Annotated in this window: 26 protein-coding genes; 8 read left to right on the top strand and 18 right to left on the bottom strand. The window is 73.9% G+C overall.

Annotated elements, in window-relative coordinates; translation table 11 throughout:
* Nucleotides 1–45: 45 nt before the first annotated feature.
* Nucleotides 46–249 (bottom strand): hypothetical protein, encoded by a 204-nt coding sequence (locus ACKUB9_RS17765; protein WP_407524786.1) that lies wholly within the window; start codon nucleotides 247–249, stop codon nucleotides 46–48.
* Nucleotides 250–445: 196 nt separating this feature from the next.
* On the opposite strand from ACKUB9_RS17765, the gene ACKUB9_RS17760 reads away from it, so the two are divergent.
* On the top strand, nucleotides 446–640 hold the full coding sequence (locus ACKUB9_RS17760; RefSeq protein ID WP_238234973.1) for a con-10 family general stress protein: 195 nt from the start codon (nucleotides 446–448) through the stop codon (nucleotides 638–640).
* A 249-nt stretch (nucleotides 641–889) separates the two neighbouring features.
* Here the strand turns inward: ACKUB9_RS17760 and ACKUB9_RS17755 are convergent, their stop codons facing one another.
* The 3 genes from ACKUB9_RS17755 to ACKUB9_RS17745 form a co-directional block, all read right to left on the bottom strand.
* Nucleotides 890–1,090: a hypothetical protein gene (locus tag ACKUB9_RS17755; RefSeq protein ID WP_407524783.1), complete on the bottom strand. Its 201-nt coding sequence runs from the start codon at nucleotides 1,088–1,090 to the stop codon at nucleotides 890–892.
* A 26-nt stretch (nucleotides 1,091–1,116) separates the two neighbouring features.
* Entirely contained in the window at nucleotides 1,117–1,569 is a 453-nt protein-coding gene (locus tag ACKUB9_RS17750) for a hypothetical protein (protein WP_407524781.1), read from the bottom strand.
* A 470-nt stretch (nucleotides 1,570–2,039) separates the two neighbouring features.
* Nucleotides 2,040–2,843: a response regulator gene (locus ACKUB9_RS17745; RefSeq protein WP_238234976.1), complete on the bottom strand. Its 804-nt coding sequence runs from the start codon at nucleotides 2,841–2,843 to the stop codon at nucleotides 2,040–2,042.
* Nucleotides 2,844–3,047: 204 nt separating this feature from the next.
* Here ACKUB9_RS17745 and ACKUB9_RS17740 point away from each other — a divergent pair, with 204 nt between their 5' ends.
* Nucleotides 3,048–3,269, top strand: a complete 222-nt coding sequence (locus ACKUB9_RS17740) for a NepR family anti-sigma factor (RefSeq protein ID WP_407524778.1) — start codon at nucleotides 3,048–3,050, stop codon at nucleotides 3,267–3,269.
* Nucleotides 3,270–3,395: 126 nt separating this feature from the next.
* On the opposite strand, the gene ACKUB9_RS17735 is transcribed toward ACKUB9_RS17740, so the two are convergent.
* On the bottom strand, nucleotides 3,396–3,572 hold the full coding sequence (locus ACKUB9_RS17735; RefSeq protein WP_238234978.1) for a DUF1328 domain-containing protein: 177 nt from the start codon (nucleotides 3,570–3,572) through the stop codon (nucleotides 3,396–3,398).
* Between the two features lie 198 nt (nucleotides 3,573–3,770).
* Here ACKUB9_RS17735 and ACKUB9_RS17730 point away from each other — a divergent pair, with 198 nt between their 5' ends.
* Together ACKUB9_RS17730 and ACKUB9_RS17725 are read left to right on the top strand one after the other, a co-directional pair.
* Nucleotides 3,771–3,959: a hypothetical protein gene (locus ACKUB9_RS17730; protein ID WP_407524775.1), complete on the top strand. Its 189-nt coding sequence runs from the start codon at nucleotides 3,771–3,773 to the stop codon at nucleotides 3,957–3,959.
* A 182-nt stretch (nucleotides 3,960–4,141) separates the two neighbouring features.
* On the top strand, nucleotides 4,142–5,131 hold the full coding sequence (locus tag ACKUB9_RS17725; protein WP_410824737.1) for a DUF2865 domain-containing protein: 990 nt from the start codon (nucleotides 4,142–4,144) through the stop codon (nucleotides 5,129–5,131).
* A gap of 31 nt (nucleotides 5,132–5,162) precedes the next feature.
* Here ACKUB9_RS17725 and ACKUB9_RS17720 read toward each other — a convergent pair whose 3' ends face one another.
* Nucleotides 5,163–5,588 carry a DUF4332 domain-containing protein gene (locus tag ACKUB9_RS17720; protein ID WP_407524771.1) on the bottom strand — a complete coding sequence of 142 codons (426 nt, stop codon included), beginning with the start codon at nucleotides 5,586–5,588 and terminating at the stop codon, nucleotides 5,163–5,165.
* Nucleotides 5,589–5,736: 148 nt separating this feature from the next.
* Between ACKUB9_RS17720 and ACKUB9_RS17715 the strand changes: the two genes are divergently transcribed.
* Nucleotides 5,737–6,660: an MBL fold metallo-hydrolase gene (locus ACKUB9_RS17715; protein WP_407524769.1), complete on the top strand. Its 924-nt coding sequence runs from the start codon at nucleotides 5,737–5,739 to the stop codon at nucleotides 6,658–6,660.
* A gap of 77 nt (nucleotides 6,661–6,737) precedes the next feature.
* Here ACKUB9_RS17715 and ACKUB9_RS17710 read toward each other — a convergent pair whose 3' ends face one another.
* From ACKUB9_RS17710 to ACKUB9_RS17675, 8 genes are all read right to left on the bottom strand, one after another.
* On the bottom strand, nucleotides 6,738–7,163 hold the full coding sequence (locus tag ACKUB9_RS17710; protein ID WP_407524767.1) for a hypothetical protein: 426 nt from the start codon (nucleotides 7,161–7,163) through the stop codon (nucleotides 6,738–6,740).
* Between the two features lie 14 nt (nucleotides 7,164–7,177).
* On the bottom strand, nucleotides 7,178–7,654 hold the full coding sequence (locus tag ACKUB9_RS17705) for a barstar family protein (protein WP_407524765.1): 477 nt from the start codon (nucleotides 7,652–7,654) through the stop codon (nucleotides 7,178–7,180).
* Entirely contained in the window at nucleotides 7,651–8,031 is a 381-nt protein-coding gene (locus ACKUB9_RS17700; protein WP_410825851.1) for a hypothetical protein, read from the bottom strand. Before ACKUB9_RS17700 ends, ACKUB9_RS17705 begins: the two co-directional genes overlap by 4 nt.
* A gap of 101 nt (nucleotides 8,032–8,132) precedes the next feature.
* Entirely contained in the window at nucleotides 8,133–9,386 is a 1,254-nt protein-coding gene (locus ACKUB9_RS17695) for a molybdopterin molybdotransferase MoeA (protein WP_410823561.1), read from the bottom strand.
* A complete protein-coding gene (gene mobB / locus ACKUB9_RS17690; protein WP_407524759.1) occupies nucleotides 9,370–9,909 on the bottom strand; it encodes a molybdopterin-guanine dinucleotide biosynthesis protein B in 540 nt (179 codons plus the stop codon). The genes ACKUB9_RS17695 and mobB overlap by 17 nt, the downstream gene beginning before the upstream one ends.
* Before the next feature lies 1 nt (nucleotide 9,910).
* Entirely contained in the window at nucleotides 9,911–11,890 is a 1,980-nt protein-coding gene (locus ACKUB9_RS17685) for a molybdopterin biosynthesis protein (protein WP_407524757.1), read from the bottom strand.
* Between the two features lie 7 nt (nucleotides 11,891–11,897).
* Nucleotides 11,898–12,992 carry a molybdopterin-binding protein gene (locus ACKUB9_RS17680; protein ID WP_407524755.1) on the bottom strand — a complete coding sequence of 365 codons (1,095 nt, stop codon included), beginning with the start codon at nucleotides 12,990–12,992 and terminating at the stop codon, nucleotides 11,898–11,900.
* A gap of 110 nt (nucleotides 12,993–13,102) precedes the next feature.
* Nucleotides 13,103–14,017 carry a manganese catalase family protein gene (locus ACKUB9_RS17675; RefSeq protein WP_407524753.1) on the bottom strand — a complete coding sequence of 305 codons (915 nt, stop codon included), beginning with the start codon at nucleotides 14,015–14,017 and terminating at the stop codon, nucleotides 13,103–13,105.
* A 232-nt stretch (nucleotides 14,018–14,249) separates the two neighbouring features.
* Between ACKUB9_RS17675 and ACKUB9_RS17670 the strand changes: the two genes are divergently transcribed.
* Both ACKUB9_RS17670 and ACKUB9_RS17665 read left to right on the top strand, forming a co-directional pair.
* Nucleotides 14,250–15,542 carry a c-type cytochrome gene (locus ACKUB9_RS17670; RefSeq protein ID WP_407524751.1) on the top strand — a complete coding sequence of 431 codons (1,293 nt, stop codon included), beginning with the start codon at nucleotides 14,250–14,252 and terminating at the stop codon, nucleotides 15,540–15,542.
* A complete protein-coding gene (locus ACKUB9_RS17665) occupies nucleotides 15,539–16,165 on the top strand; it encodes an alpha/beta hydrolase (protein WP_407524749.1) in 627 nt (208 codons plus the stop codon). The genes ACKUB9_RS17670 and ACKUB9_RS17665 overlap by 4 nt, the downstream gene beginning before the upstream one ends.
* A gap of 106 nt (nucleotides 16,166–16,271) precedes the next feature.
* On the opposite strand, the gene ACKUB9_RS17660 is transcribed toward ACKUB9_RS17665, so the two are convergent.
* Nucleotides 16,272–17,258 (bottom strand): glycine betaine ABC transporter substrate-binding protein, encoded by a 987-nt coding sequence (locus ACKUB9_RS17660; RefSeq protein ID WP_407524747.1) that lies wholly within the window; start codon nucleotides 17,256–17,258, stop codon nucleotides 16,272–16,274.
* Between the two features lie 309 nt (nucleotides 17,259–17,567).
* On the opposite strand from ACKUB9_RS17660, the gene ACKUB9_RS17655 reads away from it, so the two are divergent.
* Complete coding sequence (locus ACKUB9_RS17655; RefSeq protein WP_407524934.1) at nucleotides 17,568–17,882, top strand: response regulator; 315 nt, start codon at nucleotides 17,568–17,570, stop codon at nucleotides 17,880–17,882.
* 60 nt (nucleotides 17,883–17,942) lie between these two features.
* On the opposite strand, the gene ACKUB9_RS17650 is transcribed toward ACKUB9_RS17655, so the two are convergent.
* From ACKUB9_RS17650 to rsmI, 3 genes are all read right to left on the bottom strand, one after another.
* Nucleotides 17,943–18,155, bottom strand: coding sequence for a hypothetical protein (locus ACKUB9_RS17650; RefSeq protein ID WP_407524745.1), 213 nt, complete (start codon nucleotides 18,153–18,155; stop codon nucleotides 17,943–17,945).
* A gap of 103 nt (nucleotides 18,156–18,258) precedes the next feature.
* A complete protein-coding gene (locus ACKUB9_RS17645; protein ID WP_407524743.1) occupies nucleotides 18,259–18,657 on the bottom strand; it encodes a YraN family protein in 399 nt (132 codons plus the stop codon).
* On the bottom strand, nucleotides 18,644–19,597 hold the full coding sequence (gene rsmI / locus ACKUB9_RS17640; protein ID WP_407524741.1) for a 16S rRNA (cytidine(1402)-2'-O)-methyltransferase: 954 nt from the start codon (nucleotides 19,595–19,597) through the stop codon (nucleotides 18,644–18,646). The genes ACKUB9_RS17645 and rsmI overlap by 14 nt, the downstream gene beginning before the upstream one ends.
* Between the last annotated feature and the right edge of the window lie 55 nt (nucleotides 19,598–19,652).

The following is a 19,652-nucleotide window of genomic DNA, read 5'->3' as shown; positions in this document are numbered from 1 at the left end:
GAGCGCGGCGGCGGGCGTGGGAACCGGGCTGGAGCGTTCGGCCGCTCAATCCTTCCGCGTGGTGAGGCCGCCGGCCCGCTGCGTGACGTAGGGCGGCTGCGGGTGCGGCGAATCCTCCGGCTCGTGCGCGGCGATCGGCTGGGGGCTGTCCTCGGTCGCGGGCACCGGCGGCGAAGCGTCGCAGTTCGGGGCCGGTGCGGTGGCGGGCCGGGCAGCGGCCTCCCGCTTGATCATGTCCCGGTTGGTCATCGGCGGCGGCTCCGGTTCGGCCCGATCCGCTCCTTCACGGCCGGGCGGGGCACCTCTGGCGCCGGCTCCTCTCCGGGCCGGCCCCTGCCGAACGTCACCCGGCCCGCCCGGTTCCGGTCCGGGCGCCGCCTTCCCCAGGAACCATCAATAGCGCTGAAGGTTGAGTGCACAGAGGACACCGGCCAAGGAGACGATCATGGCAACCGGAAATTCGACGTCGAAGCGAGGCTTCGCCTCGATGGACTTGGAGCGGCAGCGCGAGATCGCCAGCAAGGGCGGTCGCAGCGTGCCGGCCGAGAAGCGTTCCTTCTCGCAGGACCGCGAACTGGCCTCGTCCGCCGGCCGCAAGGGCGGCCAGGCGTCGGGCTCGGGCCGCTCCAGCGAGGAGTAGCGGCGGCTTGACCAACGCTGCGCCGCGGTCCGGATCCGGACCGCGGCGTCGAGCCGTGTCCGCTCGCGCCCGCTTCACCCCTGAGCCGGATTCACGACGCCGGATTCACTTGGCCTTAGATCCGCGTCCGCTCGGCTCCCGATCTGCTTGGCATCCGGGTGGGCTCCTCGCCTGATCGTCAGATCCGCCGCACACAACAGAACGGGCGCCGAGAGGCGCCCGTCGTCGTTCAGGGGGGCTGACGCAGGCCTATGCCGCGCGGGCGGTCATGACCAGCTGGCGCTTCACGAGTGCGCTGCAGATCGCGTCGTCCGAGGGGCGCGTGACCACCAGTCCGGCCAGCAGCCGCTCCAGCCGTTCGTTCTCCGACAGGGTGGTGGCCACCTCGTGACGGAGCCGCTCGGAGGCGGGCGGCGGCGTAGGGTCCTCGTGCTCGCGATATCCCAGCATGGTCGTCCTCCGGATCTCGATGGAGCTCAGCCCGCGACGGGGGTCGGGACGGCCGGCGCGGCCTCGGCGAGGCAGCGGCTCGGCCGAAGGCGCCGGGCCTCCTGGCCGGCCAGCCCGCTGATCGACCCCTCGCAGCCCTCGGGCATGCGCTGGCGGGTGCCGATCTCGGTCGCGGGCGGCTGGGGCGGCGTGGGCTTGCGCTCGACCACCGGGGCGCCCTCCCGGGCGCGCAGCGTGACGTGCGGCACGGCCGTGTCGCGCGCCACCCAGGTCGTGTTGGCGGTCGAGTCGGCGTGGTAGACGACGTCGCCCGCGGCGTTGCGCAGGGTGACCTTCGCGGCGTCGAGACCGGTGATCTCGACGGCCACCGGCGTCACCGGCGCCTTCGCCGGCAGCCGAGGCGCGAGGCGGTCGCCCTTGACAAGTTGAGTGCTGCTCTGGGCCGGGCGCGCCATCGCCTCGATCGAATGCTCGATCAACGGCTGGGCTATCAGCGCAAGCAATGCCGCCGGTACGGTGATGCCGAAGAAGAGCTGAGCGCGAAGCATACGCCTGTTCCCCGCTGCGAAGCTTGACACGTCGATCTTACAACGCCGGGAAGGGCCAAGTCGTTCCGTGCCGCCGTGCGAGAACGGCACAGTTTCGGGCATCGTTTCAAGCGATCGCGGTAACGCTTCGTTGACTCTTCGGAGGTGTGGCAGCGCACGCACCGTGCGGCATCGGCGCAACAGGTACCGGAAAAATCGCGTCGGCGGGAACCGGTTCGGGCAGGGGAACGTTGACTCGATAACCCGGCCACCTGGTCCTCCCCGCATTCCCCTTGTGCATTGGCCGGAAACTAAAAACGGGCCGGATTCGCATCCGGCCCGTTTCTTTGCGTCGTGACTGTCGGCGCCGCGGTTCTCGGGGCGCGAGAGGGGCCGGTGGGGAGCGCCGGCCCGGAAGAGGGTCAGGCGGGAGCCTTCGCCTCGCGGCGGCGTGCGCTCTGCTGGAAGAACAGCGCTTGGCTGATCACCGCCGAGACGTTGGCGGGCTGGAAGGGCTTGGCGATCAGGAAGGCCGGCTCCGGACGCTCGCCGGTGAGGAACCGCTCCGGATAGGCGGTGATGAAGATCACCGGCACCTCGAAGGTCTTGAGCAGGTCGTTGACCGCATCGAGGCCCGAACTGCCGTCCGCGAGCTGGATGTCCGCCAGGATGAGGCCCGGCCGCTTGGTCTCGGCGAGCTTGATCGCCTCCGTGCGGGTGCGCGCCACGCCGGTGACGTTGTGGCCGAGGCCTTCCACCAGCGCTTCGAGGTCCATCGCGATCAGCGGCTCGTCCTCGATGATCAGGATCTCGGTCGCCATGTCGGCGGCGAGTTCGCGGCCCGCCTCGTCCACGAGGGCGCGCACCTCCGACACGTCGACGCCGAGAATCGAGGCGGCGTCCTCCTCCGAAAAACCTTCGAGGCAGGAGAGCAGAAAGGCCTGCCGCGGCAGCGGCGTGATCTGGCCGAGTCGCACCTCGGCGGGAAGATCGTGCTGAACTTGGTCGCTCTGACCGTTCACCGACAGGGAGTTCCAGATCCGGGTGAAGACCCTGAACAGATCCGCCTTGACGTTGGCGCTGCGGCCGAGGGTCTCGGGCTCGTTGACCAGCGTCTCGAGCGTCGCGGCCACGTAGGCATCGCCGGCCACCTGGCTGCCGGTGAGCGCGCGCGCGTAGCGGCGCAGATACGGCAGGTGTTGCACGACGAGTTGTGCTGTCGACATCAAGTTCCCCTTGCAGTTCCCCTGGCGCGCGTTGTCGCGCGGGCGAAGGCCTTGGTGCCTCAACGCTGCGCCTGACCGTTCGTTCCGGGCGCGCGTGGAACCGACCCCGCGCGAACGCGTTGTCGGCCCAAGCGCGCGACCCGGCCAACGGGCGCCATGGCATCGCCTTGCCTGCTTGTCGAGGACAGGGCGCAGGGGAATTGCATGATCGACTGCAAGGGGAGTCAGGGTACGCCGACGCCCGCGGACCACGGGCAGGCCGGCGAGCCCGAACAGCCCGGCCTCGACCGCACCACGCAGGGCCGCATCGGCTCGCACCTGCGCGCGCTCTACGACGAACTCATGCAGCAGCCGATCCCCGAGCGATTCGTCGACCTCATCGCCCATCTCGACCGCGCCACCAGGACGCCGCCCGCCGATACCTGACGGATGCGCGAAACGCCGTCCGGTCATGTCTGGCCGCGCTCCCGAGGAGGGCGGCAGGGGGCCGGGACATCCGGCCCTCAGGCCCGCCGCGCCACGGGTCTGCCCGTGGCGGCGGGTCGGCCCGCGTCAGAGCGTGGGCGAGCGTCCGCGCAGCAGGCCGACGATGGCCGAGATCGCGAACAGCACCACGGCGACGAAGAAGATGATCTTCGCGGCTTCCACCGCCGTTCCGGCAATGCCGCCGAAACCGAACAGCGCGGCCACCAGAGCCACGACGAGGAAAGTAACGGCCCAACCGAGCATGGCGCGAACCTCTCTCCGATCAAGTCATCGGCCCGCGGCCGATCTTGAGCGGATAAACGTCAAGCCTGCAGTCCGGTTCCGCTTTGTCGCAGCGACAAGCCGCGGGTGCATCCCCATCTCTCGGTTGGGGCAGCGGGCCGCGCCGGAACCGGTGTTTCGCAACGCACGTTGCCCCCGTGCAGGAATGGAGGCTTAACGATGAACCGGTCCGTTGTGCTGCAGGCCGCCCTCGCTCTCTTGGCCGGGCTCGTCGTGGTCGGCCTCTCGACATTCGCGCTCGTTCCGCAGGCGATCGCCCTCGCGGCCGCCGGCGTCGCGCTGCTCGCCCTGCGTCCGGCCCCCAAGCCGGTGCCGGTCCCCGTGCGGGCTCGCCGCGGCCGGCGCTGATCCGCCGCCCGCAGACGCGGGTGCCCGCTCCCGGGGGCTGGCACATAGGTGTGGACGACGGATGAAGGGCGGCCGGAAGCCGCCCTTTTTGCTGCGCGGAACGGACGGGTCTGCGTGATCCGCCGCGATTGATCCGCATCGGGTGGGCGGCCTAGCTGGGAGTCTGCCCGCGCGGAGCCGCCATGACGAGCCAGTCCAGACCTGTCCGGGGCGTGCTGCGGACCATTCTGCTCGGGATGGCGATCGGCCTCGGCAGCGTGATCGGCGGGACCGGGCTCGTGCGGGCCGCCGACGATGCGGGCCTCCTCGATGTCGTGCTGGGCGGCATGGCACGCGCTCTCGGCCTGCCGCAGCCTGCGCCGCGGACCGAGTCTGCGCCGCGCGCCCATGCCCCACGGGCGAGGCCGCCGCAGGCCGCGTCGCTCCGCCCGGCGGAGCGGCCCCGCCTCCGCCCTGCCCTGCTGCGCGGGCCGCAGACCCCGCGGCCCACCGCCGCGCAGGTGCGGGCGGCCCGCCTGCGCCCCGCGGCGCTGCAGGCGGGCGACCGCACGGTCTGCGTGCGCACCTGCGACGGCTACCTGTTTCCCCTCGCGAGCCGCGACGGGCGGCCGGGAGTTGCGCAGGCTGCCCGCCAGGCTGCCCGCCATGACATGCGGCACCACGAGGCGGCCTGCGCCGCCGCCTGCCCGGGCGCACCGACGGCCCTGTTCACCTTGCGGGCGGGCCAGGAACTCGACCGGGCGGTGAGCCTGGCCGGCTTGCCCTACGCGCGGCTGCCGGGCGCCTACCTGTACCGCACCCGGACGATCGCGGGCTGCTCCTGCCGGCCCGGCGGCGCCCTGGTGGCGGCCGCCCTGCCGATCGACCGGGACCGGACGCTGCGCGCGGGCGACGCCGTGACCACCGGCGGGAGCGCCGTGGTGTTCACCGGGCCGGCCTTCGTCGACTTCCGCCGCGCCCCCCTCCTGTCGGCGGGTGCCCGCCGCGACCTCGACCGGGTCCTCGACGTCAGCCGGCGCGAGCAGGTCCTGGCGGCGTTCCGCCGGACGCTGCGCACCGCCCGGGCCGAGCAGCGGCCGATCCGCGTCGCCGCGCATGGCGGCTTCGCCGTCCTGGCGACGGACGCCTCGTTCCCGCCCGTGCGCGTGGTCGTCCCCTCGCCGTTCCGGTGAGTGGCGCGCGGTGCCGCCGCCGCGGCGCGCCTCAGGCCTCGACCGGTTCGGGGCCGCAGCGCACGCGGGTGACGAGCTGCCCGGCCTGGGCGACCCAGTCGGCGACGATCCGCGGGCCGGGCGTCACTGCGCAATAGGCGCCGCCGCGGTTGACCTCCGCGAGGCGCGCGGCGAGCGGGTCGGGCGTCGAAGTGGCGAGATGCGCCACCGTGCGAATGCCGGCCGCCTCCAGCAGCTCCGCCCGCGCCCGCCCGAGCCCGTGGATGCGAAACAGGTCGCAGCGCCCGGCCCAGGCCAGCAGGATCGCCGGATCGATGCGCAGCGCCTCCGCGAGGCCGCGCCGCGCCGCGGCGTCGCCGGCCCGGTCGAGAAACTCGTCCGTGGTGGTGATGCCCGCATCGCGCAGCCGGTCCGCCAGGACCGGGCCGATGCCGATGGAGTCGATCGGGTACGCCATGACACCGTCCTCTGCGGAACCATGCCGACACGCGCAGCTTAGCTTGGCCCGTGCGTACGGTCCAGTTTGGGCCGGCCGTCGCGAACGCGCTTCCCCTGCGGAGGAAAGCGGACTAACCCGATGGCGCCGTGCGAGAGGAGGCCTTCGGTTGAGCCAGCCCGATGTTTCGGAGGCGCCTGCCTTCACCCGCGACGCGCCGCCGAGCGGCCGTCCGGAGACCGTGTCTCCGCTGGTCCGCCGGCTGGTCTGCCCCAATCCCGGTCCCTTCACGCATAGCGGCACCTGCACCTACATCGTCGGCCGCGGCCGGGTGGCGGTGATCGACCCGGGACCGGATTCGTCCGCCCACGCGGAGGCGCTGCGCGCGGCCCTCGACGGCGAGACCGTCGCGGCGATCCTCGTCACCCACACCCACCGCGACCATTCCCCGGGCGCGCGGGGCCTGCAGGCCGCCACGGGGGCGCCGATCCTCGGCTGCGGCCCGCACCGCGCCGCCCGCGCCCTCCAGAGCGGCGAGCAGAACCGCCTCGACGCCGCGGGCGACCGCGACCACCGGCCGGACCGGGAGATGCGCGAGGGCGACAGCGTGGACGGCCCGGGCTGGACCCTCACCGCCCTGGAGACGCCGGGCCACACGATGAACCACCTCGCCTTCACGCTGCCCGAGGACCAGGCGCTCTTCTCGGGCGACCACGTGATGGGGTGGTCGACCAGCATCGTGGCGCCGCCGGACGGGGCGATGGGCCCCTACATGGCCTCGCTCGACCGCCTGAAGGGCCGGCCCGAGACGGTCTACTGGCCCGGCCACGGCGGCCCGGTGCGCGATCCGCAGCGCTTCGTGCGGGCGCTCGCCCACCACCGCCGCGCCCGCGAGGCGGCGATCCTCGACCGGCTGAGCGCGGGCGAGCGCACCATCCCGGCCCTGGTGGCGGCGATCTACCGCGGTCTCGACCCCGCCCTGACGGGGGCCGCCGCCCTCTCGGTCTACGCCCATCTCGAAGACCTCGTGGCGCGCGGCCGTGCGATCACCGACGGGGAACCCGCGCTGGAGGGCGAGTACCGGCCGGCGTGAGGGGGGCGCGCACCGCCCCGTTCGACCGCGTGCCTCAGGGCATCCCACGGGTTTCGATCGGCCCCGCTCATGGCGTTCTACTTCGTGAAGGGGTCAACGCGCGCCTGCGACAGACCGAGAGCCTGGACGATGTCGAGGGCGCGCTGCGAGAGAACCAGACGTCCGTCCCGAGCCACCGCGATATCGTCCCGCCCGGGTTCGCCCTCCGGGCGCAACCAAACGAACCGAGGAAGCGCCGCGCCGGGCCGCGTCTCTTGAAACGTGGCGGAGAGCGAGACCTCGACGTCATCGAAGCGAACACCGGTCACGCCGTCCTCGATGAGGGCCTGTTGCGCCTCCTGCGTCACGATGAAGGCCGGGAAGCTCTCCAGCAGGACATCGCCGAGCCATCCGTCGAACTCGTAGTGCAGCTTCTGCACCACGGGAGGATGGCGGCTGCGATCCAGAACCGTCCTCGCGCCCAGACCTCCGGCCACTTCCGGTTCGATGACGAAGTGCGCCATGCGTGGACGACGTCTCAAGGCTCATCGAGCGTGATGCCGGACACCGCAGCCGTCCAGCGAGGATGAAAAGCGACCCGAACGTCGTGCTCGGGGAATCGGCGCCAATGCCGCACCGTGCTGTGCAGGATGGTGACGTAGATCGCGAGCCCGTCCGGACGGTCCGCAAGAGGCAGGCCGTCGTGATGGATGTCGATGGCCCGATCGGGAAGCCAGGACAGGTCTTCCGGGAAATCCGCGAAGGCGTCCCAGTTGCAGCTCCAGTACCCCGGCAACGGGAGCGCGCCCGCGTACCAACCGATGAGCGCGTCCTTCGTGTCGAGGCCGCTGCCGATATCGAGGCATCGTGTGCCCGCCCCGCTGAAAGCCTCCTCGGCGAAGATCAGCGTATCGGAATTCGGCCCGCGGCCGATTTGGCTCGTCATCGCCCTGATCCGTCGCTCACGGCCCGCATCCCGATCCCGCGCCACCCCCTGCGGGCGGACCTGACTCAATCCAGCGCGATCGTACAGGCGTCGAGCGGGACCGATCGCCCGTCGGAGAGGTGCAGAACGTCCGCCTCGAGGCGGGCGCCGACGAGGCCGAGCATCCGGGCGCCTTCTTCGATCTGCCTCTGCCAGCCCTCGATATCGCCGTGAAACGACAGGGCGCAGAGCCGCTGGCCGTCCGGCAGGGTGACGAGGCAGCCTTCCAGCACCGCGCCGCCCCGCTTCGGCAGGGGTGATGTCACTGCGCGGGTCACCTCCCTGAAAGTGGCGGATGGCGTGCGGGGCTCGTGAAACGTTACGTAGCGGACCGTCTCGCTCTCGCCGGGCCGCGTGCCGGGCACCCGGCGCTCACGCTCGATCGGTGCGCCAAGAATGTCTTCCATCGACGGCATCAACGAACTCCCGGGCGAAAGGCCGGCGTCAGCACGGACTGGATGGTCTCGGATGCTTGCGTCACGGAACGCCTGCGCCCCTCGCGGCGCCCTCACCACAGCAGCGGGTGCAGGAAGACCTGCACCCGCTGCCCCTCCTCGACGCCGGTCGCGTCCTCCGGGAGTTCGGCGAGGCCGTCGCTGCCGGTGAGCGAGGTCAGGACGCCGGCCCCGTCGCGGGGAAACTTCACGGCCTCGACCGTGCCGTCCGGCGCGCGGCGGAGCGACACCCGCACGTATTCGCGCCGGCCCGTCTTCTTGCGGTAGCGGAAGGCGGCGCGGGCGGGCTGCGGCAGCGGGGGCACGAACGCCTCGCCCGCCAAGCGCGCGAGGAGCGGGCGCACCACGAAGAGCAGCGTGACGTAGACGGCGACCGGGTTGCCCGGCAGGCCCACGACCGGCGTCGACCCGATCAGCCCCACCGCCACCGGCCGGCCGGGCTTGATCGCGAGGCGCCAGAGCACGAGGCGCCCCACCGCCTCGACCGCGGCCTTGACGTGGTCCTCCTCGCCCGTCGAGACTCCACCCGAGGTGAGGATCAGGTCGTGGTCCCGCGCCGCGTCCCTCAGCCGGTCCCGCAGCGCGCCAGGGTCGTCCCGCAGGATGCCGAGATCCGCCACCTCCGCGCCGAGCCGCGCGAGCAGGGTCGCGAGCAGCACGCGGTTCGAATCGTGGATGCGGCCGGGACCGAGGGCCTCGCCCGGCTCGGCGAGTTCGTCGCCGGTCGAGAACACCGCGACCCGCAGGCGGCGGCGCACCGCGAGCGCGGCGTGTCCGGTGGCGGCGGCGAGCGCGAGGGCCGGGGGCGTGAGGCGCTGGCCCGCCGCGATCACCTCGGCGCCCCGCGCGACGTCCTCGCCCGCCGGGCGGCTGTTGGCGCCGCGCTTGAGGCCGGGGGGCAGGCCGACGCGCTCGCCCGCGAGCCGCACATCCTCCTGCATGAACACCGTGTCGGCCCCGGCCGGCATCGGCGCCCCGGTAAAGATCCGCACCGCCGCGCCCGCCGCGGAAAGACCCGCGGGCGATCCGCCGGCGGCGAGGCGCCCGCGCACCGGCAGCACCGTCTCGCCCTCGGCGCCGAGGTCGGCGAAGCGCACCGCGTAGCCATCCACCGCGGAATTGGCGAAGGGCGGCAGGTCGAGCCCGGCGCGCAAGGCCTCGGCGGCGATGCGCCCGTCCGCGCGCCACAGCGGCACGGTCTCGATGCCGGCGATCACCGGCACCCGCTCGGCGATCAGGGAGGCGGCCGCCTCCACCGAGAGCAGCGGCCCGCCGAAGGCGAAGCAATCGTCAGAGAGTTGCGCCATGGCCGTTGAGCCTGTCGATGACGAGGCCGAGCGGCTCCGCCCCCGCCCGCACCGCCGCGGCGATCGCCGCCACGTCGTCGAGGGGCAGCACCGGCACGCGGGCCTCGGGAAAGGGCCGGTCGCTCGCCACCGCGACGATGCGGGGGTCCTCCGGGTGGAGCGGCGGGCGGCCGTTGGCGGCGCGGAAGACTTCGAGCTTGGGATGCGCCTCGCGCTTGAAGCCCTCGACCAGCACGAGGTCGCAGGGCGTGAGCCGCGCCAGCAATTCGGGCAGCGTCGCCTCCGGCCCCTCCCCGACCTCGTGGATCTGCACCCAGCGGCGGCTCGACGAGACGATCACCTCGCTCGCCCCCGCCTCCCGGTGCACGTACGAATCCTTGCCCGGCTGGTCGACGTCGAAGGCGTGGTGGGCGTGCTTGAGGGTCGCGACGCGCAGGCCCTGGCCGGTGAGCGCCGGGATCAGGCGCCGCAGCAGGGTCGTCTTGCCGGCGCCGCTCCAGCCGGCGAAGCCGATCACGCGCATCTCACCCCCTCGCGGCCGGCGTGAAGCCGAGGTCGTGCAGGTCGGCGGCCGTCTCGGGCGCGGCCAGCAGCGCCAGGAAGGCGGCGAGCGCCGGCCGGTCCCGGTGCTCCACCGCGTAGGCGAAGTCGTAATGCTCCTCGGAGAGCGGCAGGAAGCCGAGCCTGTAGGCGCGGGCCACGGTCGCGATAGCTACGCCCCAATCGGCCCGCCCCTGCGCCACCGCCGCCGCCACGGCGTTGTGCGAGCGCGGCTGGTTCCAGTAGCCGGGGGGCTTGGCGCCGCCGAGCAGCCCCTCGATCAGCGCCCGGGTGCCCGCGCCGGTGTTGCGGTTGACCATCACGGTCTGCGGGTCGGCGAGCACGCGCCGCACAGCCTCCTCGGCCTGCGCGCCCGAAAACCGCGGATCACCCTCGCGGAAGACCACGCCCTGCAGGCGCCGCCAGCCGGGCGCCAGTGCGAGGCCGGGCGTGAGGTAGGGCTCGTTGTAGCGCCCGGTCTTCGGGTCGAGCAGGTGCAGGCTCGCCACGTCGCACTCAGCCCGCTTGAGCGCCGCGAGGCCGCCGGCCGAACCGACCCAGATGGTGCGCGCCCGCACCCCCCGCTCGGCGAGCCGCCCCACCAGCCGGTCGAGGCCGAGGCAGTGGCTGCCCACCAGCGTGAGGTCCGGCGGCCGGATGCCGGCGCCGAGCCGCGTCACCGCCACGCGCTCGCCGGCCTCGATCCCGGCGCGCGCCGCCGGCACGGCGAAGAAGCCGTCCGCCTGCGAGAAGGCCGTGACGCTGCCCGAGCCCTTGGCCAGCGGCAGCGCCACGAGGCCCCGGCCGCTCTCGGCCAGGGAGGCCATCACGAATTCGGTGCGGCCGAGTTCGGAGGCGAGGCGCTGGGGCAGCACCGCCTCGACCCGGCTCTCCTCGCGCGGCGGCAGGCCCGCCAGGGCGCGGATCAGCGGCACCACCGCGTCGTGGAAGGTGAACATCGCCGAGGTCGGGAAGCCCGGCAGCACCACCACCGCCTTGGTCCCCACCGCGGCGAGGCAGAGCGGCTTGCCGGGCTTGAGCGCCACCCCGTGCACGAGGATGCCGGGCGCGCCGAGCCGCGACAGGATACGGTGCGAGACGTCCCCCGCCCCCTTCGAGGTGCCCCCCGACAGCACCACCACGTCGCTCTCCGCGAGCGCGGCCCGCAGCGCCGCGTCGAGCGCCGCCTCGTCGTCGCGCACGATGCCGCGGGGCAGCGCCACGCCGCCGTTCTCGGCGACCGAGGCCGCCACGATCGCCCCGTTCGAATCGTAGATCGCGGCCGGCGGGAGCGGATTGCCGGGGGCCACGAGTTCGTCGCCCGTCGAGAGCACGGCGACCCGCGGCCGGCGCACCACCGCGACCGCCGCGAGGCCGCAGGCGGCGAGCATGCCGATCTCGCGCGCGGTGACGAGGGTGCCGCGGCGCAGCACCGTCTCGCCGCGGGCCATGTCGGCCCCCGCATAGCCCACGAACTGGCCGGGACCGGCGGCCCGCGCCACCTCCACGGCGGGCTCCGCGCCCTCCACGAACTCGGTCGCCTCCACCATCACCACGGCGTCGGCCCCGCGGGGCATCACGCCGCCGGTGGCGATCGGGGTCGCGCTGCCGGGCGCCACGGCGAGCCGGGGGGCGACGCCGCAGGCCAGGATCTCCCGGTTGAGGCGAAGCAGGCGGGGCTCGGCGTCGCTCGCCCCCGCGGTGTCGGCGGCGCGCACCGCGAACCCGTCCACCAGGGCGCGGTCGAAGGGCGGCACGTCGATCGGCGAGGCGACGTCGGCGGCGAGCACCCGGCCCAGCGCCTCGGCCAGCGCCACCTCCTCCGCCTCCAGGGGGGCGTGCGGCACCGCCGCCCAGAAGCGGGCCAGCGCCTCCTCGCGGGAGGCGACGCTCAGGAACTGCTCCTGGCGCGCCGCCCGGGCGAGGCGGGCCGAAAAGTCGTCGGCGGGCGGGGCGTCGCTCACAACGCGCTCACAGCGGCAAGAACTCGATCATCGTGCCCCCGGCATACCCCTCAACGTCGGGCGGCACCAGCACGGCGCCGTCCGCCCGCAGCAGGCGGTGGAGCGGGATCTCGGCCCCGCCGAGCGGCATCACGCCCTCGTCCTGGCGTTGCAGGAAGACCATTTCGGCAAGCCCGATCACCGAGGAGAGCTTGCGCCGCAGCGGCGCGCGTACGTCGGCAGACTCCGCCCGGCGTCCGGCCAGCGCCGCCGCGAGCGGGCGCCCCAGCGCGAGGGTCGCGGCCAGCATGGCATCCGGCCGTCCGGGCAGCAGCAGCACCGGCCGCCCGCCGGCCTCGCCGAACCCGGCGGTCTCGCCCGGCCGCAAGGCAATCCCATGCGCCGCGAGGCTGCCCGCCCGGGCAAGGCCCTCCGCGCTGCGATCGCGGCGCCCGAAGCCGGTCCCGCCCAGCACCAGCACGGCATCCGCCTCCGCATTCGTGATCGCCGCCGCGATCGCCGCCGGATCGTCCGGGACCGAAACCGTCGCCGTGACCCGCGCGCCCTCCCGGGCGAGAAGCGCGGCGACCAGCGGCGAGAGCGCGTCGGGCGCCGGCTCGCCCGTGACGAGCAGGGTCAGGCTGGGACGGCGCGCCTCCACCGCGGTGATCCCCGCCAGGGCGAGGCCGGCGGCGTGCAGGGGCGAGATCCGCTCGCCCGCCGCCAGGAGCCTTCCGGCCGGCGCCTCGGCCCCCGCCGCGCGGGTGCCCTCACCGGCCGGCGCGTCGGCTACCGCCTCGTCCCCGTCCAGGGCCTCCGGCGGCAGCACGGTGTCGGTGCCCGGCGGGAGCGCCGCTCCGGCCTCCACCCAGTCCGGGGCCGAGGGGAGCGGCACCGGCGCGTAGGGCGAGGCGCCCACCACGTCGGCGGCCAGCACGGCATAGCCGTCGCGCAGGGCCGTGCGCCCGCGCGGCAGGGCGTGCGGGGCCAAACAATCCGAGGCCGCGACCGCGCCCACCGCCTCCGCGACGGGGAGGCGCCGGGCCGGCACCGGCGGGGGCGCAAGGCGCGCCACCGCGTCGGCGAGCGGCATCAGCGTCGCGGAGGCGGTGCGGGGCGTCATCGGGGGCGAGCGGGGTCAGGCATGGATCACCGATGCGCCCCGGATGCGGCATCGCCGGCCGCCGATCAAGGCCGGGCGGCCGGGGAATCCCCGGCCGCGGGCGTGCCGCCTCAGCGGCTCTTCTTGTAGAGCTTGCTCGCGATCTCGAAGATCTCCTCGGGCGCGTAGTTCGGCGCGAAGGCCCCGTAATTGCCGTCGAGTTCCGGGATCTTGCCGCCCTCGGGCAGGCCGTCGACCACCTCGAGGGTGCCCGGCGGATCCCCCGGCAGCGCCACCTCGTCGTTCGACCAGACGCCCGCCGATTCGGCGTAGTCCTGCGGGCTGAAGCGGTAGAGCCGCCGGTGGCTGCCCTCGTCGAGGTATTTTTGGCACTCGGGGATGCGGCTGAGGTCGATGTTGGGCGTCGGCAGCATTTTTTCGATCTCGACGCCGGTGAGCTTCTTCAGCGCCAGCGCGTAGGCGTGGGCGTGGACCGAGCCGCGCACCAGCAGGTAGCCGCAGACCTCGCGGCCGGTCGGGGCCGTCAGCGATTCGTAGACCCGCAGCTTGTGCAGCCGCGCGCCGCATTCGAGGTGGAAGTTGTGCAGGAGATCGATGATGATGTTCCCGGTCGTCGTGACCATGTCCATGTTCCACGACGCCGCGTTCGAGTTCATCGGCATCGCGCCGCCGCCGTTGCTGAAGAAGCTGCCGGCGAGCCGGATGTCCTTCATGTCCTCGAACGGCGCCTTCGACACGTCGACGTCCGGCGTCGGGTCGCCCGGGCCGTTGTTCAGCAGCGCCACCCCGGTCGAGACGAGTTCGACGTGGCCGAGTTCCTCGGCGAAGATGCTCGACACGAGGCTGTAGAAGGGCCGCAGCTTCGATTTGTTGCGGAAGTTGAAGCTCTGGAACATGTAGTTTCCGAGCGTCGACATCTCCCCGTACTTGCCGCCGAGCAGCTCCTGCAGGGCCGCGGCCGCGTTGGGATCCGGCTTCTTGGGCTCGGGCAGTTCGGCCTGGAGGCGGTCGATGCGCATGAACATGAGCAGATCTCCGAGGGAGCAAGATACTCCCCCGGGGCTACGAATGTCGGCGCGGCCGGTTCCCACGCGGATGAGCCTTCGGGCCGCGACCCTCTCGCGCGCGACGGGGTTCCGCGGCCGGCCCGGTTTGCTCTCGTGGCCGAACCTCCTTAAGCCTGTCGCCCGGATTCTGTCCCGGCCGGACGCCCTGACGCGGGCAGCGCGGGGACCCTTTCAAGCCCTCCGGTCCCCGATGCGCCGTCCCCTCCTCCTCGCCTGCGCGGCCCTCCTCGCCCTCGCCCCGGCCGCGCGGGCCGATGCGCCGATGCGGGGGCATGGCGGTCCGGTGCGGGCGCTCGCGGTGGCCCCGGATGGACGGTTCGCGATCTCGGGCAGCTTCGACCAGTCGGCGATCCTGTGGGGCATCGACGAGGGCGCGGCGCTCGCGGTCCTGCGCTTCCACGACGGGGCGGTGAATGCGGTGGCGGCCCTGCCCGACGGGCGCATGGCCACCGGCGGCGAGGACGGGCGCGTCGCGCTCTGGCGGCTCGGCCGTCCGGAGCCGCTGGAGGTCTTTTCCGATCACACCGGGCCGGTCGTCGGACTCGCGGTCTCGCCGGACGGGGTGCGGCTCGCCTCGGCCTCCTGGGACGGCACCGCCCGGGTGCGGCCGCTCGCGGGCGGACCGGTGCGGGATCTGTCCGGGCACAAGGGCAACGTGAACGGGGTGGTGTTTCTGCCCGACGGCCGGCTGGCCACGGCGGGGTACGACGCGACCCTGCGGGTGTGGCCGGCCGGGGACGGGCCGGAACTCGCGGTGACGCTGCCCACCCCGCTCAACGCGGTGGCGACCGCGCCGGACGGCGAGATCGCGGCGGCGGGGGCGGACGGCACCGTGCGGCTCGTCGCGCCGGACGGGCACGAGCGTGCGGCCATCGCGCTCGGGCCGCGGCCGGTGATCGCGCTGGCACTGTCCCCCGACGGCACCCGGATCGCCGCCGCGACGGTCGCCGGATCGGTGGCGGTGATCGACCGCAAGGCGGCTTCCGTGCGCTTCACCCTGGTCGGGCCCGGCCTGCCGGTCTGGTCGGTGGCCTTCCGGCCGGATGGCGAGCTGCTGACCGGCGGCTCGGACCGCCTCGTGCGGCGCTGGGACATGACGACCGGCGAGCCGATCGGACCGCTGGCGCTCACGCGCCCGCCCGACCTCCTCGCCGGCCTGACCGGAGAGCGCGGGGCCGAGATCTTCCAGGCCTGCGCCGCCTGCCACACCCTCACGCCGGACGGCGGCAACCGCGCCGGGCCGACCCTGCACGGGGTCTTCGGCCGCCCGATCGCGACGGCGCCGGACTACGCCTACTCGCCCGCGCTCAAGCGCCTCGACATCGTCTGGACCGCCGAGACCATCGCCAAGCTGTTCGAGGTCGGACCGGCCCGCTACACCCCCGGCACCAAGATGCCCGAGCAGACGATCGGCGATCCGGGCGACCGCGAGGCGCTGGTGCGCTTCCTGGAGAAGGCGACGAAGGAGAGGGCGACACCGTGAGCATCCAGTCCTTCATCCATCGCGTCGAGCCGGCCGGCGCGCCGGACCGCACGCCGCTCCTGCTGCTGCACGGCACCGGCGGCGACGAGACCGACCTCCTGCCCCTCGGGCGGATGCTCGCCCCCGGCGCCGCCCTGCTCTCGCCGCGCGGCCCGGTCCTGGAGAACGGCATGCCGCGCTTCTTCCGCCGGCTCGCCGAGGGCGTGTTCGACGAGGCGGACTTGCGCCGCCGGGCCGCGGACCTCGCCGCCTTCGTGGGCGCGGCGCGGGAGCAGTACGGCCTGGCCGCGCCCCTCGCGGTCGGTTTCTCGAACGGGGCCAACATCGCGGCGGCGATGCTCCTCCTCCACCCCGACGTGCTGGCCGGCGCCCTGCTGATCCGCGCGATGGTGCCGCTCGCCGAGCCGCCCGCGGCCGACCTCGCGGGCCGGCCGGTGCTGATTCTCTCCGGCAGCCTGGACCCGATCGTGCCGGCGCAGAACGCCGCCCGCCTCGCCGCGCAGCTCCAGACGGCGGGCGCGGCGGTCACGCACGAGGTGCTGCCGGCCGGCCACGGCCTGACCCAGGCGGATCTCGCGCGCGCGCAGGCGTGGTTGGCGGAGACTCATCCCGCATCCGCTTGATCCCTTCGGGATGGCGGATTTGGGCTTCGCTCAAGCGTGCGGAGCCTCCGGCTCCGCCGCGCCGGCTTGCTGATCCCGTCTCCGCTTTGATCAAGCGGAGACGGGATCAGCCGAGATAGGTCCGCGCCACCGCCTCCGGTGTCTCGCCCTCCACGGCGATCCGGGCGTTGAGCCGGCGCAGGGTCGGCAGGTCGAGGGCGGAGAAGATCCGGTCGAGCGCCGGCGCGATGGCGGGGTGGCGGGCGAGCACCGCCTGCCGGAAGACCGGGGCCGGCTCGTAGACGATCTGCGCGCCCTGCGGATCGGCCATCACCACCACGTCGAGGGCGTCGATGGCCCCGTCCGTGCCGTAGACCATGCCGGCATTGACGCCGCTGATGCCCTGCGCGGCGGCCCGCAGCGTCACGGCGGTGTCGCCCCCCGGCAGGGTGACGATGCCCTCCCGCGGCAGGTGGAAGCCGTAGGCGGCCTCGTAGGCGGCGAGCGCCGCCGGGCTCTCGACGAACTCCGCCGAGGCGGCGAGCCGGATCAGCCCGGCCCGCGCCGCCCGGGCGAAATCCGCCATCGTGGCGAGGCCCTGCGCCCGGGCGAGGCTCCCCCGGACGGCGATCTGCCAGGAATTGTTCGCCCGCGCCCGCGCGAGCCAGACGAGGCCCTGCGGGGCGTCGAAGCGCCGCGCGGCGTCGTAGCCGGCCTGCGCGCTCTTCCAGAGCGGGTCCGTCTCGGTGCCGGAGAAGAACGCGACGTTGCCGGTGTATTCCGGGTAGGCGTCGATCTCACCGGCGAGCAGGGCCGCGCGCACGATCCGGGTCGGGCCGAGCTGGAGCCGGTCGCGGGTCGGGATGCCGAGGCGCTGCAGGGTCTGGAGCATCATCTGGCCCAGGAGCGTGCCCTCCGCGTCGCCCTTGGAGGCGACCGCCACGGCCGCCGGCCGGCCCGCCGGCTGGCCGGCCGGCTCCTGGCTGCGGGCCGACTGCACGCTCAGGCCGAGCCCGCCGACGAGGAATCCGCGCCGGCTCGGCCGCGGCCCCCGGGACGAAACGCCGCCCCGCTCCGCGCCCGTCCCGCCTCGTCCCGGAGGTTCGGAGTTCATCGTTTGTCCCCTGGCAACCTTGCGGCCCGACCCGGCCGGGGAAGCGCTCCTGCAACGCTTGACATGACCGGCGTTCCGGGCGACGCCTCATCCGCCTTCCCGACCCGGGACGGCACGGTTCGACTGCGGGCGCGGGCGAGCGGGTTCGCCGCCCCGCCGGTCATCGGTGATCCCGACATCGGCAGGGTAACGACGTTGGCCTCGGTGCGAGGCGTTGAGGAAAGAGCCTCCGGCGTGAGCACGGACACAAGCGACCAGATTCTGAACGGGGCCCGGGTGCTCGTCGTGGAGGACGAGGCGGCGATCTCGATGCTCTTGGAGGACATGCTCCTCGATTTCGGCTGCGACGTCGTCGGACCAGCCGCCCGCCTGAGCACCGCGCTGGAGATGGCCGAGAAGGAGACCTTCGCGGTCGCGATCCTCGACGTCAACGTGGCGGGCGAGCCGATCTATCCGGTGGCCGAGGCGGTGGTGCGGCGCGGGCTGCCGCTCGTCTTCTCGACGGGCTACGGCGGCGCGGGCATCCGCGAACCGTTCCGCGACCGGCCGGTGGTGCAGAAGCCGTTCAGCCAGCAGGACCTCAAGCGCACCCTGATCGCCGCGATCCAGGCCGCCGGCGCCTGACCCGCGCTGCGGGCGCATCCCGCGGATCTCCAAGACGGGCAGTAAGACCGGTAGACGGTGTCAGTCGCGCCCCTCGCCCGGGTGCGCCGCCGCTTCCGTCCCCTGCTCTCCGGCCTCCCGGGACATCTCGGCCTCGACGCGGCGCTTGAAGGCGCCCCAGGCCATCAGCGTGCAGCCGCAGCCGTCGCAGTGGATCGGTGCATCCTCGTGCAAGTCCAGCGGCAGCCGCACGGCCGGGCTGCCGCAGGCGTCGCAACCGAATCCACTCCGCATGGTGCCTCCACGGCGCAGGACCTCCGGTCGATGTCCTGCCGAGCTTGACGTCTAGCCTATCGATGCTGCGATGCACAGCAGATGAACGGCACTGCGACGTCGGCTACAGGGTCTCGATCTCGAAGGCCGAGACCACGTGGCGCGGCCAGCGGCCCGGCGCCACGAACACCGCGTCCGCCCGCAGCGTGAGCGCGACCGCTCCCGGGTGACGGGTGAGCCAGGCGCGCACCGCCCGGGAAAAGGCACGGCGCTTGCGCGCGTCGATCGCCGAGAAGGCCTCGTCCAGGGTCGGGCGCGCCTTCACCTCCACGAAGGCGACGACGCTCCCGCGCCGCATCACGAGGTCGACCTCGCCGCCCGCCGCCGCGAAGCGCCGAGCGAGCGGGCGGTAGCCCTTCAACATCAGGGCCAGGAGCGCCAGCCGCTCGGCCCCGAGCCCGCGCAGGTAGGTGGCGCGGCGTCGGCGTTCCGGGCTCGATGCCTGTGGTTCACGGCTCCTCATCGGCGCGCCGGGTCAGCGCCAGGGCGCGGGCGTAGACGTCGCGCCGCTTCTGCCCGGTCTCGTCGGCGACGAGGGCCGCCGCGTCCTTGATCGAGTGGCGGGCGAGCGCGGCGGTGAGGCGGGCGTCGAGGTCGGCATCGGCCTCGGGGCCGGGCGGCGCCTCCACGGCGGCGCCGATCACCACCACCACCTCGCCCTTGGGCGGGCCGGAGGCGGCGTAGTCGGCAGCGAGCCCCGCGAGGTCGCTGCGCCGCACGGTCTCGAACAGCTTGGTGAGTTCGCGCGCCACCGCGGCGCGGCGCGACCCGCCCAGCACCTCGGCGGCGTCGGCCAGCATCTCGGGCAGGCGGTGGGGCGCCTCGAACAGCACCAGCGTGCCGGGCACCCCCGCCAGGGCAGCGAGCCGGTTGCGGCGCGCCCCCGCCTTCTGCGGCAAAAAACCCTCGAAGAAGAAGCGGTCCGTGGGCAGGCCCGCGGCCATCAGCGCGGTGATCGCCGCTGAGGGACCGGGCACCGGCGTGACCGCGAGCCCCGCCGCGATCGCCGCCTGGACCAGCTTGAAGCCCGGATCCGACACCAGCGGCGTGCCCGCGTCCGAGACCAGGGCCAGCGCCTCCCCGGCCTGCATGCGGGCGATCATCCGCTCGCGCACCACCTCGCCCGAATGCTCGTGGTAGGCGACGAGCGGGGTGGTGATGCCGTAATGCGCGAGCAGCGTGCGGGTGACGCGGGTGTCCTCCGCCAGCACCGCGTCGGCGGCGGCGAGCGTCGCGAGCGCGCGGAAGGTCACGTCCTTCAGGTTGCCGATCGGCGTCGCCACGACGTGCAGGCCGGGCGCCAGCGGCTCGGCCTCCGCGGCGAGGCCGAAGGCCGTGTACACGGCCGGCCCGCGGCCGGGGGCCTCGGGGCGGCGGGAGGGGGCATCGTCACGCTGGGTCATCGCGGCCGCGAGCCTCGCACGGAAGCATGACCCCGGGCCAGAGGCGGCGGGCCGC

It is taken from the genome of Methylobacterium oryzisoli (assembly GCF_046557895.1).
Classification (GTDB): domain Bacteria; phylum Pseudomonadota; class Alphaproteobacteria; order Rhizobiales; family Beijerinckiaceae; genus Methylobacterium; species Methylobacterium oryzisoli.
Note: the sequence above shows the minus strand (reverse complement) of the source record. Positions and strands in the feature narration are given on the sequence as shown.

Bases quoted from the DNA above. Each gene is read 5' to 3' on its own strand.
- ACKUB9_RS17765 (WP_407524786.1), bottom strand. From the start codon at position 249: ATGACCAACCGGGACATGATCAAGCGGGAGGCCGCTGCCCGGCCCGCC.
- ACKUB9_RS17760 (WP_238234973.1), top strand. From the start codon at position 446: ATGGCAACCGGAAATTCGACGTCGAAGCGAGGCTTCGCCTCGATGGAC.
- ACKUB9_RS17755 (WP_407524783.1), bottom strand. From the start codon at position 1,090: ATGCTGGGATATCGCGAGCACGAGGACCCTACGCCGCCGCCCGCCTCC.
- ACKUB9_RS17745 (WP_238234976.1), bottom strand. From the start codon at position 2,843: ATGTCGACAGCACAACTCGTCGTGCAACACCTGCCGTATCTGCGCCGC.
- ACKUB9_RS17740 (WP_407524778.1), top strand. From the start codon at position 3,048: ATGATCGACTGCAAGGGGAGTCAGGGTACGCCGACGCCCGCGGACCAC.
- ACKUB9_RS17735 (WP_238234978.1), bottom strand. From the start codon at position 3,572: ATGCTCGGTTGGGCCGTTACTTTCCTCGTCGTGGCTCTGGTGGCCGCG.
- ACKUB9_RS17730 (WP_407524775.1), top strand. From the start codon at position 3,771: ATGAACCGGTCCGTTGTGCTGCAGGCCGCCCTCGCTCTCTTGGCCGGG.
- ACKUB9_RS17725 (WP_410824737.1), top strand. From the start codon at position 4,142: ATGACGAGCCAGTCCAGACCTGTCCGGGGCGTGCTGCGGACCATTCTG.
- ACKUB9_RS17720 (WP_407524771.1), bottom strand. From the start codon at position 5,588: ATGGCGTACCCGATCGACTCCATCGGCATCGGCCCGGTCCTGGCGGAC.
- ACKUB9_RS17710 (WP_407524767.1), bottom strand. From the start codon at position 7,163: ATGGCGCACTTCGTCATCGAACCGGAAGTGGCCGGAGGTCTGGGCGCG.
- ACKUB9_RS17700 (WP_410825851.1), bottom strand. From the start codon at position 8,031: ATGGAAGACATTCTTGGCGCACCGATCGAGCGTGAGCGCCGGGTGCCC.
- ACKUB9_RS17695 (WP_410823561.1), bottom strand. From the start codon at position 9,386: ATGGCGCAACTCTCTGACGATTGCTTCGCCTTCGGCGGGCCGCTGCTC.
- mobB (WP_407524759.1), bottom strand. From the start codon at position 9,909: ATGCGCGTGATCGGCTTCGCCGGCTGGAGCGGCGCCGGCAAGACGACC.
- ACKUB9_RS17680 (WP_407524755.1), bottom strand. From the start codon at position 12,992: ATGACGCCCCGCACCGCCTCCGCGACGCTGATGCCGCTCGCCGACGCG.
- ACKUB9_RS17675 (WP_407524753.1), bottom strand. From the start codon at position 14,017: ATGTTCATGCGCATCGACCGCCTCCAGGCCGAACTGCCCGAGCCCAAG.
- ACKUB9_RS17670 (WP_407524751.1), top strand. From the start codon at position 14,250: ATGCGCCGTCCCCTCCTCCTCGCCTGCGCGGCCCTCCTCGCCCTCGCC.
- ACKUB9_RS17660 (WP_407524747.1), bottom strand. From the start codon at position 17,258: ATGAACTCCGAACCTCCGGGACGAGGCGGGACGGGCGCGGAGCGGGGC.
- ACKUB9_RS17655 (WP_407524934.1), top strand. From the start codon at position 17,568: ATGCTCTTGGAGGACATGCTCCTCGATTTCGGCTGCGACGTCGTCGGA.
- ACKUB9_RS17650 (WP_407524745.1), bottom strand. From the start codon at position 18,155: ATGCGGAGTGGATTCGGTTGCGACGCCTGCGGCAGCCCGGCCGTGCGG.
- ACKUB9_RS17645 (WP_407524743.1), bottom strand. From the start codon at position 18,657: ATGAGGAGCCGTGAACCACAGGCATCGAGCCCGGAACGCCGACGCCGC.
- rsmI (WP_407524741.1), bottom strand. From the start codon at position 19,597: ATGACCCAGCGTGACGATGCCCCCTCCCGCCGCCCCGAGGCCCCCGGC.